A 13,355-nucleotide genomic window follows, 5' to 3' on the forward strand; every position below is an offset into this window, starting at 1 on the left:
CTTAGCGCCAGCAGGAGACACCGAATGGGTCAGGCCCGGACCTCGAAGCCCGAGGCGCCCGTGACCCCGACGTCGCGGGTCCGGAGGTCCCGCACCCGGGCGCTGGGCGGACCGTCAGCCATCCAGGAGAGCAGCTGTTCCACGGTGTCCTCCGGGCCCTCCAGCTCGGCCTCCACGGTGCCGTCGGGGCGGTTGCGGACCCAGCCGGAGAGTCCGAGTTCCTCGGCCCGCAGCTGGGTGCTCCAGCGGAAGCCGACCCCCTGCACGGTTCCGGTCACGATGACATGCACTCGTCTCATGGGGACCATCCTGCCCCGCCCTTGACCTGTTGTCGGAGGGTGGGGTTATAGTGGTCAACGTATCGAACAGTCGTTCGAATCAGGAGGGTCTTGGGGAAGGGCTCCGTTCGAACCGTTCGACACATCTGGGCCGCTTCGGGTCCGGCGTGGACTCGACCCCTGCGCCGGACCCGAAGCTTCCCGACGAGGGTCGAATCTCAGAACACACATCGCCCGGGGAGCCGGGCGGACGATCCCGCGGGAGGCCCTCATGCGCAGCTACGAAGAACCCATCCACGTGCTGTTCAGCGACCAACCCAGGCAGTTCATCTGGCGGGGGCGGCTGCTCCTGGTCAAGGAGGTCCAGGGCAGGTGGAGCCGCTCGACGGCGTGGTGGCAACACCCGGAACCCGGGGTGGGTGACCTCACCCGGGAGCGCGAGGTCTGGCGCGTCGAGGCCGGCAACGGCTCGCACCGCGGCGTCTACGAACTCGCCCACTCCGTCGGCGACGAGGACTGGGTGCTGCAGGCGGTGAGCGACTGATGCGCGCACCCGATCCGTTGCTGCGGCCCGCGGACCGCTACGTCCACGCCCACCGGGAGGCCGAGCAGGTTGCCCTCAAGGTGATCTCGGCCTCGCCGCGCCGCTTCCCGGGGCGCCACGACGTCTGGGAACTGCTGGGGCTGGCGGCCCCCGAACTGGGCGAGTGGGCTTCGTTCTTCGGTTACCTGGCCATGCGGGTGGAGGTGGCGGCAGCGGGGGAGCACGCCATCATCAGTGAGCGCGAGGCCGATGACCTCGCCCGCGACCTCGAACGCTTCACCGCCGACGCCGCCCGCCGCGTCAGACGGGCCAGGGGTGTCTCATGACCCCGTTCACGCACCTGAGGGTGGCCTCCGGCTACTCCTTCCAGTACGGCACCTCCCACCCCAGCGCCCTGGTGGCGGCCGCCGCCGAGCACGGCATGGACACCCTCGCCCTCACCGACCGGAACGGCCTCTACGGGGCCGTGCGGTTCGCGAAGGCCTGCCTCAAGGCCGGTGTGATGCCCGTGGTGGGGGTGGACCTGGCCGTCGGTGACGGGGGCCCACCCGTGCGCCGCCCCGCCGCCGCCCGGGGCGGGCAACTGCGCGACGAGCGGCTGCCGCGCGCCGTCGTGCTCGCCAGTTCCCGGCGGGGCTGGGGGACCCTGTGCCAGCTCATCTCCCGCGTGCACCTCTCCGGGGAACGCTCAGAACCAGTGGCCACGGCCGAACTGATCGGCAACCACTGCGCAGGCCGGGACGCCGTCGTCATGCTCGGCGCGGACTCCCGGCTAGGGGAACTCGTCGCCGCCGGGGAGCTCGACGCCGCCCGGGACGAGGTCGCCCGCTGGCGCGAACTGGTGGGGGACGGCCTCGTGCTGGCCGCCACCAACCACCACACCGGTGGCCGCGGGCCCGCCTCGGCCCACCAGGCGGCCGGCATGGTGCACCTCGCCGAGGAGTTGGGGCTGCGCTCCGTGCTCACCAACATGGTGCGGATGGCCCACCGCGGGCAGGCCGCCACCGCCGACGTCCTCGACGCCGCCCGACGGCTGGTGCCGCTGGACCTGCGCAACGTGGACCGCCGCAACGCCGAGGGCCACCTGAAGTCCACCGGGGCGATGCTGGCGGCCGCCCGGGAGGTGGCCCACCTGTCCGGGACCGACGTGGACGGGCTGCTCGGCCGCACCCGGGAGCTGGGGGAGGAGTGCCGCCTGCACCCGGTCGAGGACATCGGCCTGGGCGAGATCCGCCTGCCCGAGTTCGAGACCCTCGGGACCACCCCGCAGGAGGCTCCCGCGGTGCTGCGCGCCCGCTGCGAGTCCGGGCTGGTGGAGCGCTACGGCACCCCGGCGCGAGAGGTGCTGGACCGGCTCGACGACGAACTCGCCGTCATCGGCAAGCTCGGGTTCGAGTCCTACTTCCTCACCGTCGCCGACGTCGTCGGCCTGATCGGAGACCTCGGCATCCGCTGCGCCGCCCGCGGCTCCGGCGCCGGCAGCCTCGTCAACTACGCGCTCGGCGTCTCCGGTGTGGACCCCATCCGGTACGGCCTGGTCATGGAGCGGTTTCTCTCCCCGCTGCGGGTGGCGCTGCCGGACATCGACCTCGACGTCGAGTCCCACCGCCGCACGGAGATCTACGAGCGGATCCTCGAGGTCTTCGGCGGGCAGCGGGTCTCCTGCGTGGCGATGCTGGAGACCTACCGGGTGCGCCACGCCGTCCGCGACGTCGGTGCCGCCCTGAGCCTGCCGCCGGTGGAGGTGGACGCCATGGCCAAGGCGTTCCCCCACATCCGGGCCCGCGACGCCCGGGCAGCGCTGCGGGACCTGCCCGAACTGCGCGCGGCCGGGCTGGGGGAGAAGCGACTGGAGGTGCTGTTCGAACTGGTGGAGTCCCTCGACGGGCTGCCCCGCCACATCGCCCTCCACCCGTGCGGGGTGCTGCTCAGCGACTCCTCGCTGGGGCAGCGCACTCCCATGGAGGCCAGCTACGGCGGCTTCCCCATGAGCCAGTTCGACAAGGACGACGTCGAGGACCTGGGGCTGCTGAAGCTGGACGTGCTGGGCATCCGGATGCAGTCGGCCATGTCCCACGCGCTGGCCGAGATCGAGCGCGTCCCCGAAGCCGGCCCCGTGCCGGACATCGACGCCCTCGCACCGTTCGACGACGACGACACCTACGAGATGATCCGCAACCGGCAGACCCTCGGCTGCTTCCAGATCGAGTCCCCCGGGCAGCGGGAACTGGTGGGCAAGTTCGGGCCGGAGACCTTCGCCGACATCATCATCGACATCTCCCTGTTCCGCCCCGGCCCGGTGAAGTCGGACATGGTCACCCCCTTCCTGGAGGCTCGGCAGGGCTGGCGGGAACCCGACTACCTGCACCCCAGCTTCATCCCGGCACTGGAGCAGACCGGCGGCGTGGTGGTGTTCCACGAACAGATCATCATGCTGATCAGCATCGCCACCGGCTGCTCCCTGGCGCAGGGCGACGAGGTGCGCCGCGCGCTGGGGGACAAGGAGGGCCAGGAGCAGGTCCGCGAGTGGCTCTACCCGAAGGCCCGGGAACGCGGCTACGAGGAGGCCACCATCGACGAGTTGTGGTTCATCCTCGTCCAGTTCGCCTCCTTCGGGTTCTGCAAGGCCCACGCGGCCGCGTTCGCGCTGCCCACCTACCAGTCGGCCTGGCTGAAGCGGCACCACCCCGCCCAGTTCCTCGCCGGCGTCCTCACCCACGACCCGGGCATGTACCCCAAGCGGCTCCTGCTGGAGGAAGCCCGCCGGATGGGGGTGGCGGTGCTCGGTCTGGACATCAACCGCAGCCACGGCACCTACCGCGCCGAACACATCCCGGACCCCGATCCCAGTCTCCCTGAGGCGCGAGCGGCAGCGAGCCTCGAAGGGGCCGGTGGGAGGCGCCACTGGGGCATCCGGCTCGCCCTCGCGGACGTGAAGGGGATCAGCGGCACGGAGGTGGAGCGCATCGTCGCGGGGCAGCCGTACGCCTCCCTCAGCGACTTCTGGAACCGTGCCAAGGTGGACGAGCCGGTGGCACGGAACCTGATCCTGGCGGGGGCGTTCGACTCCTGCTACGGCATCGGGGCCCGCGCCGGGGTGCAGTCCCGCACCCGGATCACCAGACGTGACCTGCTGCTGGCGCTCGCGGACCTGCAGCGCCTGCGCCGCGCCGACGATCGCAACGCCTCCAAGGCGCGGGGCAGGCGCCGCACGCAGGTGGTGGCCGACGACCCGGGCTCGCTGGCCCGCGCCCAGAGCCGGGCCGCCGAGGTGGCCGAGCAGTTCGTGCAGGGCGCCCTGGACTTCGACGACGGCGAGGCCGAGTGCGACGTCGTCGCCACCGGCCTTCCCGAGATGGACGACGACGAACGCCTCAAGGCGGAACTGGAGATCCTCGGCCTGGACGCCAGCCGCCACATCATGGAGCGCTACCTGCCGTTCCTGTCCGCCATCGGGGCCACCAGCTCCCGCGCCCTGCTGGAGCGGCGCAACCGCTCCGAGGTGCTGGTGGCCGGGGTGAAGGTGGCCACACAGACGCCACCGGTGCGCTCCGGCAGGCGCGTGGTCTTCCTCACCCTCGACGACTCCACCGGCCCCGTGGATGCCACCTTCTTCGAGAACGTCCAGGGCCCGTACGCGGCGACGGTGTTCAACAGTTGGATGCTGCTGGTGCGGGGCGTGATCCGCCGCACCGGTCCCCGCGGGATCTCCATCCGCGCCACCGGCGCGTGGGACCTCGGCCACGTCCACGAGGCGTGGGCGCACGCCATCGAGGGCGGCGCCACCCCGACCGAGGCCATGGCCGCGGTCACCGACGTCATCGACGAGGTGCCCGAGGGCTGGGGCGGCGTCGGCGAGTGGATCCCCGACGAGTGGGGAGAGGATGCCGAACGCCGAGCCGTGCGCACCAAGACCCTGGCGGCGGGCGAGGAGCCGCCGCCGGACCCGCAGGACCACACCCGCGGCGGGGGCATGGGGCGGCGCCGGGTGCTGGTGCACGCCAGCGGTTTCAAGCAGTCGCCGTATGCCGACGTCAAGCCGTCCGGCACCGGCGCGGCGGAGGCGCCGCGCAAGCTGTGGCACTCCAGCCCGGGGAGCGCCGGCCGATGAACGCGCCAGTGATCCTGCACGTGGACATGGACGCGTTCTACGCCTCCGTGGAGATGGCCCGCCACCCCGAACTGCGGACCGTCCCGATGTTCGTCGGCGGCTCCAGCCGCGGGGTGGTGCTCTCGGCCAACTACCCGGCCCGGGCCTGGGGCATCACCTCCGGCATGCCGTCGGTCAGGGCGCGGCGGCTGTGCCCGCAGGTGGCCGTGGTCCACCCGGACTTCGACCGCTACTCCGCCGTCTCCGACGCCATCGAGGAGATCTTCTGCGCAGTCACCAACCAGGTGGAGATGGTCTCCATCGACGAGGCCTTCATCGACGTCACCAGCGCCCTGCGCAGGCTCGGTGGGGACCCGGCCTTGATCGCCGAGGAGCTGCGCGCCCAGGTGATGGACGAGCAGGGGGTGGCGTGCTCCGTCGGGATCGGGCCCAGCAAGTTCATCGCCAAGCTCGCCTCCAAGGCCGCCAAGCCCGACGGGCTGCGGCTGGTGCGGCCGGAGGACGTGATCGAGTTCCTGCACCCACTGCCCGTCGAGGCCATCTGGGGCGTGGGGGGGGTGACCGCGGGCAAACTCAACGAGATCGGCCTGAAGTCGGTGCGCGACGTCGCCAACACCCCCAAACAGACTCTGCAGCGGGCACTCGGCGACGGCATGGGCGCTATGCTGTTCGACCTCGCGTGGGGGCGCGACGAGCGCTCCGTGATCGCACGCGAGCCGGCCGAGCACAGCGTCGGCTCGCAGGAGACGTTCTCCCGTGACACCGACGACGTGGAGGTGGTCACCACCGAGATCCTGCGGATGGCGGAGCGGACTGCGTCGCGGATGCGGGCGCAGAAGATGGTGGGCAGGGTGGTGACGCTGTCGGTGCGGTTCGCGGACTTCACCACCATCACCCGCACCGGGACCCTGAAGGCGCCCACGGACCTGACCGGGGACATCCACGCCGAGGCGATGCGGCTGTTCCGGCGCCTCAACCTGCAGCGCGCGCGGATCCGGCGGGTGGGGGTGCGGGTGGAGAAGCTGGTGGCGAAGGAGGAGACCTACCTGCAGCCCGCGCTCGACGAGCCGGAGGTGGGGTGGGCGCAGGCGGAGGCCGCGATCGATCGGGTGGTGCTCAGGTTCGGTCCCGCGGCGGTGCGCCGGGCGAGGTTGACACGCAAGGCGTCCTGAGGGATCAGTTGTCCCCGCCGTGCTGGCGGCGCCAGCGCTCCTCGAGCTTCTCCATGAAGTCCTGGCTGGGTGGCTTCGGGTTGCCGTCGGTGGGGGCGGGTTGGGACTCGCCCTTGTCGTCCTCGCCGGCCACGCGCTGCCACGAGTTCACGCCGACGATGGCGGCCACGAGCATGAGCACGAAGCCCAGGATGCTCACGATCGGGTGCACCTGCACGCCCGCGATCAGCACGACGATGCCCGCGATGAAGCCCAGGCCGGCGATGGTTGCGCGGCGTCTGTGCACCTTCACGGTGCCCGTGCCCTTCAGCGTCTCGGCCAACTTCGGGTCGTCGGCCATGAGCGACGCCTCAAGCTGCTCCAGCAGCTTGCGCTCCTGCTCTGACAAAGCCATCCCGAACTCCTTGCGTATGGGCCGATGCCCCATTGTATGTCTGCCCCGGACTGGGTTAAAGAGGGGCTGCCCCAAGCCTACGTCCCCGAGCGGTTCGGCAGTAGCGAAGCGGGCAGGAAAACAGCCCGGGCGTGGGAGCCGCTGGGCTGCACGGCCACCAGGTCCTTGCGCAGCGTGCGCACCTGCTCGGCCAGCCCGGAGACGTCCGCGCCGCCCCGGGAGAACCGGGCCCGTTCCACCGTGGCGGCGATGGCCGCCAGCACCGGGGCGCTGGACAAGGGCATGTCCTTGGTCATCGCCTCGGCCGCGATCGTGGGGGTGTGGTCGTCCCAGTCGATCCCGAGGTCGATGAACGTCGCCCTGACCTCGTCCCACGCGGCGGCCGCCGCCTCCGACGGGTCCTGCCCGTCACGCAGGCGCCACCACCGCAGCCCGGTCCGCACCAGGAACGGCGCCGCCGCCACGAGCACCACGGCGAGGGCGATCCACAGCCCCGCCAGGGACACCGGCTCATCCACCTCGCCCTGGCCGTCCGGGCCCGTGGGGGTGGGGGTGACCTCGGGGAAGTCGGTCTCCTGCGAGGTGGGCGTCGGCGATGGGCTGGGCTCCACCGACGGCTCGGCGGTGGGGGCCACGTCGGGGTTGGTGTACTCCGGGGGCGAGGCCACGGACTTGGTGGGCTCGAACGGGACCCAGCCGAGTCCCTCGAAGTACAGCTCCGGCCAGGTGTGCATGTTGTGCGTGGTGACCGTGAAGCTGCCGTCCTCGGCCTGCTCACCCGGGGTGAACCCCACCGCCATGCGGGCCGGGATGCCGGCGATCCGGGACATCGTGACCATCCCGGCGGCGAAGTGGATGCAGTAACCGAACCGGTCGGTCAGCAGGAAGTTGCTGATGGTGTCCAGGTCCGTGGACTGGGGTGCCTCCAACGAGTACTGGAAGGGCTCCGAGCGCAGGAACGACTGGATGGCGAGCGCCTTGGCGCCGTCGTCAGCCGCCTCGGCGGTCACCTCCTGCGTCAGCGTGGTGACCGCCGCGTCGAGGCCCTCCGGCACCCGAAGCGTCTCGCCGCCCGCGGGGTCCGCCCCCGCCGAGGCCACCGAGACCTCCTCGATGGAGGGCGTGGGCGCGTTGGCGCGGGCGGTGTAGCGCAGCCCGACGGTCTGGTTGAGGCGGTCGTCGCCGGTGGACACCACGGCCAGGGTGTTCGGGTCGTGTGCCCAGCGGCCGTCCGCGCTGAAGGACTCCACGGCGAACGGCACCGGCAGGTACTCGGAGGCGAAGTCCATCTCCACCTCCACCTCCACGCGTTCTCCCGGCCCGTTGCCCAGGTCCGGCAGGCCGCTGGTCTCCAGCTGCATCGGCACCAGCTGCGCCCCGCCGGTGGTCAGCCGGGTGAGGGCGACGGTGCGCAGGTACGTGGGGCGGCCGTCAGCGGTGCGGTAGGTCAGGACGTCGGTCTCCTGCGGCCGGTTGAGGTTCTCGTTCAGCTTGATGGTGGGGTCCGAGAGCTGGATCGGGGCGTCCTGCCCGGCCTCGAGCCAGGGCTGCTTCGGGCCGAGCGGCAGCGTCGGGGTCACCAACAGCGCCAGCAGCGCCGCCACCAGCGCGAGTGCGACGCCCACCGCGACGCGCGAGGCCTGGAACTGGCCCACCTGGGTCCGGCTGCCGGCGCGGCGTCCACTGCCGAAGCCGGTGGTCACCAGGAGGATGGCGACGTAGCCGAGCGCCACCAGGGCGAAGTGCTTCCAACTCATCTCCCCGGGCAGGGCCAGCGCACCGATGCCGTAGAGGACGCTCAACGGCGCCATCGCCCAGGCGGGCTGCTCCAGGCCGTTGACGAGGAGCTCCAGGGTGATGGCGACCAGTGCGAGGATCGCGGCGATCAGCCACAGCAGGCCCGTCTCACTGGGCAGGGGGAGGGCACCCTCGCGCACCGTGGTGCTGCCGGAGCGGGCCAGCGCCACCAGGGACCCGATGGGTCCGGTCCCTTCGGTGCCGGGCAAAGTGGCGGCCCGTTCCAGGCCGTTCCAGACCAGCAGGGCGACCATGGCCAGCAGTTGCAGCAGGATCGTCACCATCCGCGGGGCACGCGCGAGTGCGCCGAGGGCCCCCACGATCCCGGAGGTGGCCACGACGAGCCCCACCCAGGCCAGGTAGGCGCCGTCGGCCAGCATCGGCTGCAGCGTGAGCGCGGCGAGGAACGCCGTCACGGCGATGACGACGGAGTTGGCCGGGGAGTGGGTGAACCTCATCTCGCCTGCCTCCTGGCCAGCATCGCGAGCCACGCGTCCGGCACGGACTGGCCCGGCAGGTAGCGCTGGACGGTCCAGCCCTCGGCCTCCAGCAGCCGGCAGGCATCGTCATGGACGGCGACGTCGGCCGGACCGGCGCCGAAGGCGGCGGCGTCGGGGACCAGGGCGGCGCACTGCAGCATCCTGGATCCGACAGCGGTCAGTGCCGCGGCGTCGCCCGCGCGGAGCAGGCCGAGGGCCCCGATGATGGACTGCGCGTTGCTCGTCCCGCTCGAGTCCTCGAGCCCCTCCATCAGCGTGGTCGCCCCCGACGGTGTGATGTCGGTCAGCCGGCGCAGCATCCGCTGCCGCCCGCTCAGGCTGTCGACGTGGCCGGGGGAGAGTACCTCGGCGTCGGCGGACAGGATGGTGATCCGGTAGCGCCCGGAGAGCAGTTCGGCGGCGACGGAGGCGCCGAGCGAAATGCACCACTCCAGGGTGCCGTCGGGACCCTCGCCGAAGTGCGCCCGGCTGCGGGTGTCGATCACCAGCGTCGCCGAAGGGTCCCAGGGGTGTTCCTCCAGCCGCACCATCAGCTCGCCCTGCTTGGCGCTCATGCGCCAGTGGACGCGCCGGAGGTCGTCGCCGTGGCGGTGCTCGCGCACCAGCACGTCGTCCTGCCCGGCCTGACCGATGCGTTGCGGCGTGGCGTCGCCGGAGGAACCGGCGCCCATGCTGTCGCGCAGGCGCGCCAGCTCGTGGACCCGTGGGGTGACGCTCAGGGTGGCGTCGTCGCCGGGCACGGACCACGAGTACTTGGCCATCCCGAGCGGGTCGGTCGCGGTGGCGCGCAGCGGCCCCAGGCGGAAGTGTCCGCGGTGGTTGGCCTGCAGGTCGTAGCCGACGGGTTGCTGCCAGGCGCCCAGCCCGCGGACCAGGGAGAACTTCGCGTCGGAGCCGAACTCCGAGGGTGCGCGATCACGGAAGTCGAGGGCGGACACTGCGGCCGGGAGGCGGTTCTCCAGGTCGATGACCACCCGGGGGCGGCTGCCGAGGGGCACCTCCTCGGGCTCCACCCGTCGCTGCATCCTGAGCCTCGGGTGGGTGAGGCCGACCAGGGTGAGGCCCAGGACGGGCAGCGTCACCAGCAGGATCCCGATCCACACGACGTCGGGCTCACCGATGGTCGCCGCCGCGATCGCGATGGCGATGCCGAGGACCAGCAGAGCCAGTCCCCGTCCGGTGAGCCGCAGCAGTGGTGCGCTCAAGCTCAGCCCCGGCTCGGTCGTGCCGTGTTGGCGACGATGCCGGAGACCACCTGCTCGTTGGTCAGGCGGGCCACCTGCGCGTCCACGGTCAGCAGGACCCGGTGCGACAGCACCATGGGGGCGAGGCGCTGGACGTCCTCGGGGATCACGTAGTCGCGCCCCGCGAGGGCCGCCTCCACACGGGCCGCGCGCATCAGGTGGAGGGAGGCGCGCGGGCTGGCGCCCAGGCGCAGGTCCGGGGAGGTGCGGGTGTTGTCCACGAGGGTGACGATGTAGTCGTTGATGACGGGGGCGACGTAGACCTGCCGGATGGCCTCGGTGGCCCGGGCGATGAAGTTCACGTCGGTCACGGGGCGGATGCTGCCGAGCCGCTCGCCGCCGGCCTGCGAGGTGAGCATCGCCACCTCGGCCCGGCGCGCCGGGTAGCCCATCTCGATCCTGGCCATGAAGCGGTCGCGCTGGGCCTCGGGGAGGGGATAGGTGCCCTCCATCTCGATCGGGTTCTGGGTGGCCACCACCATGAACGGGCGCCGCAACTGGTAGGTCTTGCCGTCGGCCGAGACCTGGCCCTCGGCCATCGCCTCGAGCAGGGCCGACTGGGTCTTGGGCGAGGCGCGGTTGATCTCGTCCCCTACGACGATGTTGGCGAACACGCCGCCCGGCTTGAACTCGAACTCCCGGCTGCTCTGGTTGAACACCGACACTCCGGTGACGTCGCTGGGCAGCAGGTCCGGGGTGAACTGGATCCGCTTGACGTCCCCGTCGATGGACCGGGCCAGTGCCTTCGCCAGGGCGGTCTTGCCCACTCCCGGGACGTCCTCGATGAGGAGGTGGCCCTCTGCGAGCAGCACGAGGATCGCGGTGTGGATCTGCGCGGGCTTGCCCTCGATCACCTTGGCGATCTCCTCGGCCACGCGGTTCACGACGTCGGCCACCTCGGCCAGGGACGGGGTTGCGGCTGCTTGCTGCACCGGTTCTCCTTCTCCTTCTTCGGTGCCGACCCGACGACACTCCGGGCTTCAGCGTAGTTGCTCTCCCAACCGCCGCGTGAGGGCGGTGTTCGCGGATGAGGAGCGGAACACGCCCGAAGGGAGCGGAAAGTGGAGGGAAGTGGGGTAATGTGGTGGCAAGTGGAGGGGTTTGGATGACTATTGGAGCGGAAGGGGGTGACATCGGTGTTCCTCGGGACGTACCAGCCCAAGCTGGACGACAAGGGCCGGCTGATCCTGCCCGCGAAGTTCCGCGACCAGTTGTCCGAGGGCCTCGTCGTCACCCGTGCCCAAGACCGGGCGCTCGCCGTCTACCCGATGGACACCTTCACCAAGCTGATGGAGGACATCAGCAACGCGCCCTCCACCGTCAAGAAGGTGCGGGACTACCAGCGCATGCTCAGTGCCGGCGCCAGTCACGAGGTGCCGGACAAGCAGGGGCGGGTCACCATCCCGCCCATCCTGCGCACCTACGCGGGGCTGGACCGCGACGTCGTGGTGATCGGTGCGATGAACCGCGCCGAGATCTGGGACCTGAAGGTCTGGGAGGAGTACTCGGCCAGCCAGGAGTCGGACTTCGCGGACCTGGACGGCGAGTTCATGTCGGGGTTGGGCACATGAGCGGCAGCTGAGGTGGTGGCTCCCGGCCGGGACTCCCGCCCTGACTTCACTTCCCCGATGTCAGGTCCGGTGGCCGGAAGGGAACCAGCACCGCAGGTGCACACGAGTTGAGAACAAGCTGTACGAAAGGGTCGAGATGCAGGAACGGTTCGCCGACGTCCATGACCCGGTCCTGCGGGACCGGATCGTGGAGTTGCTGCGTCCTGCCCTCTCGCGCCCCGGCGCCGTCTACGTCGACGGCACCCTCGGACTCGCCGGGCACGCCCGCGCGGTGCTCGAGGCCTTTCCCGGGGCGCGGCTCGTCGGCATCGACCGGGACCTCGACGCGCACGAGGTGGCCAAGCAGCGGCTCGGTGGGCTCGCGGAGCGTGCCACGCTCGTCCATGCCGTCTACGACGAACTCCCCGAAGTCCTTGAGGGCCTGGGCATCCCCGCGGTCGACGCGATCCTGCTGGACCTCGGCCTGAGCTCGCTGCAGATCGACCGCACCGAGCGGGGGTTCGCCTACTCCGTGGACTCGCCTCTGGACATGCGCATGAACGCCACCACCGGACCCACCGCTGCCGACGTGGTCAACACCTACGCCGCCGCGGACCTGGTGCGCATCCTCAAGCGCTACGGGGAGGAGCGGTTCGCGGACCGGATCGCACGCGCGGTGGTCGCAGCCCGGCAGGATGAGCCCTTCACCCGCTCGGGTCGGCTCGTGGAGGTGATCGCCGACGCGATCCCCGCGGCGGCACGGCACACGGGGGGACACCCGGCCAAGCGCACGTTCCAGGCGCTGCGGATCGAGGTCAACGACGAGCTGCGGGCACTCGAAGGAGTCGTCCCCGCAGCGATCGCGGCCCTCGACGTCGGGGGCCGCGTCGCCGTCCTGAGCTACCACTCGCTCGAGGACCGACTGGTGAAGCGGGCGTTCGCGGAGGGGGCCGCGGATCGCGCCCCCAGGAACCTCCCCGTCGTCCCCGACCACCTCCAGCCTGAGCTCCGGCTCGTCACCAAGGGCGCCGAGCGCCCCGACGAGCAGGAGGTCGCCACCAACCCGAGGGCCGCATCCGCCAGGTTGCGAGTAGCCGAACGAATCAGGAAGGCAGCATGAGCGCACAGCCGATCCACCTCGATTCAGACGAGACCGCCGGTTCTCCCGGCCGGCCCCGGTTGACGCTGCTCAGTTCGCAGCGTCCGATGATGTCCAACGTCGGCTTCGGCGTCTTCATCGCCGTGCTCGTGGCCGTCGGACTGGCCCTGGTGATGGTGGTCACCACCTCCGTGGCGGCCCAGTCCCGGGACCTCGCGGCCCTCCGCAAGGAGGCCACCGAGCTCGGCTACACGGCCGCCGCCCTGACCACGGAGCTCCAGGCCACCTCCAGCACTTCGTCCCTGGCGCTGCGCGCAGCCGACCTCGGGATGGTCCCCAACCCCTACCCGGCGTTCATCGACCTCGCCGACGGCAGCATCCTCGGCGAGCCCACCCCCGTGCGCGGCAACGAGGCCACCTACCTGCGCCAGCTGCCCCCGGCACCCGCGCTCCAGCAGCCGGAGCCCGAGGTGGTCGCCGGCGCCGAGGAGGAAGTGGACCTGCCCCTCGCCCCGCAGGGAGGCAACCAGTGAGCACCGAACGCCGTCGCAGCAGCTCCAGCGGCTCGAACTCCGCGGCCTCCAGGAAGTCGACCCCCTCCAAGCGCACCTCCAGCACGGGTTCCTCCGGCAAGCGCCCCACCGCGGCGACGGGCAAGTCGACCGC

General features: G+C 71.4%; 12 protein-coding genes. 7 read left to right on the forward strand and 5 right to left on the reverse strand.

Going from position 1 to position 13,355, the window contains the following annotated elements:
- Positions 1-29: 29 nt before the first annotated feature.
- Entirely contained in the window at positions 30-299 is a 270-nt protein-coding gene (locus ACYU7G_RS16005) for an acylphosphatase (RefSeq protein ID WP_461109676.1), read from the reverse strand.
- Between the two features lie 250 nt (positions 300-549).
- Between ACYU7G_RS16005 and ACYU7G_RS16010 the strand changes: the two genes are divergently transcribed.
- The 4 genes from ACYU7G_RS16010 to dinB are packed head-to-tail and all read left to right on the forward strand — an operon-like array spanning position 550 to position 6,105.
- On the forward strand, positions 550-822 hold the full coding sequence (locus ACYU7G_RS16010; protein ID WP_461109678.1) for a DUF6504 family protein: 273 nt from the start codon (positions 550-552) through the stop codon (positions 820-822).
- Positions 822-1,148, forward strand: coding sequence for an SAV_6107 family HEPN domain-containing protein (locus tag ACYU7G_RS16015; protein WP_461109680.1), 327 nt, complete (start codon positions 822-824; stop codon positions 1,146-1,148). Before ACYU7G_RS16010 ends, ACYU7G_RS16015 begins: the two co-directional genes overlap by 1 nt.
- Positions 1,145-4,933, forward strand: coding sequence for a DNA polymerase III subunit alpha (locus tag ACYU7G_RS16020; RefSeq protein ID WP_461109682.1), 3,789 nt, complete (start codon positions 1,145-1,147; stop codon positions 4,931-4,933). The genes ACYU7G_RS16015 and ACYU7G_RS16020 overlap by 4 nt, the downstream gene beginning before the upstream one ends.
- Positions 4,930-6,105: a DNA polymerase IV gene (gene dinB, locus ACYU7G_RS16025; protein WP_461109684.1), complete on the forward strand. Its 1,176-nt coding sequence runs from the start codon at positions 4,930-4,932 to the stop codon at positions 6,103-6,105. Before ACYU7G_RS16020 ends, dinB begins: the two co-directional genes overlap by 4 nt.
- Before the next feature lie 4 nt (positions 6,106-6,109).
- Here dinB and ACYU7G_RS16030 read toward each other — a convergent pair whose 3' ends face one another.
- The 4 genes from ACYU7G_RS16030 to ACYU7G_RS16045 form a co-directional block, all read right to left on the reverse strand.
- Positions 6,110-6,499 carry a DUF3040 domain-containing protein gene (locus ACYU7G_RS16030; protein ID WP_461109686.1) on the reverse strand — a complete coding sequence of 130 codons (390 nt, stop codon included), beginning with the start codon at positions 6,497-6,499 and terminating at the stop codon, positions 6,110-6,112.
- Between the two features lie 77 nt (positions 6,500-6,576).
- Entirely contained in the window at positions 6,577-8,754 is a 2,178-nt protein-coding gene (locus ACYU7G_RS16035; RefSeq protein ID WP_461109688.1) for a transglutaminase family protein, read from the reverse strand.
- Complete coding sequence (locus tag ACYU7G_RS16040) at positions 8,751-10,001, reverse strand: DUF58 domain-containing protein (protein ID WP_461109690.1); 1,251 nt, start codon at positions 9,999-10,001, stop codon at positions 8,751-8,753. The genes ACYU7G_RS16035 and ACYU7G_RS16040 overlap by 4 nt, the downstream gene beginning before the upstream one ends.
- A 2-nt stretch (positions 10,002-10,003) precedes the next feature.
- Positions 10,004-10,972: an AAA family ATPase gene (locus ACYU7G_RS16045; protein WP_461109691.1), complete on the reverse strand. Its 969-nt coding sequence runs from the start codon at positions 10,970-10,972 to the stop codon at positions 10,004-10,006.
- Between the two features lie 204 nt (positions 10,973-11,176).
- On the opposite strand from ACYU7G_RS16045, the gene mraZ reads away from it, so the two are divergent.
- The 3 genes from mraZ to ACYU7G_RS16060 all read left to right on the forward strand — a co-directional run bounded on the left by mraZ (position 11,177) and on the right by ACYU7G_RS16060 (position 13,222).
- Positions 11,177-11,611, forward strand: coding sequence for a division/cell wall cluster transcriptional repressor MraZ (mraZ, locus tag ACYU7G_RS16050; RefSeq protein ID WP_461110041.1), 435 nt, complete (start codon positions 11,177-11,179; stop codon positions 11,609-11,611).
- Positions 11,612-11,747: 136 nt separating this feature from the next.
- The gene (gene rsmH, locus ACYU7G_RS16055; RefSeq protein WP_461109693.1) at positions 11,748-12,710 is read left to right on the forward strand and encodes a 16S rRNA (cytosine(1402)-N(4))-methyltransferase RsmH; all 963 of its coding nucleotides are present in this window, start codon (positions 11,748-11,750) and stop codon (positions 12,708-12,710) included.
- Positions 12,707-13,222: a hypothetical protein gene (locus ACYU7G_RS16060; protein ID WP_461109695.1), complete on the forward strand. Its 516-nt coding sequence runs from the start codon at positions 12,707-12,709 to the stop codon at positions 13,220-13,222. The genes rsmH and ACYU7G_RS16060 overlap by 4 nt, the downstream gene beginning before the upstream one ends.
- The last annotated feature ends 133 nt before the right edge of the window (positions 13,223-13,355 follow it).

Source organism: Tessaracoccus terricola (assembly GCF_054776555.1).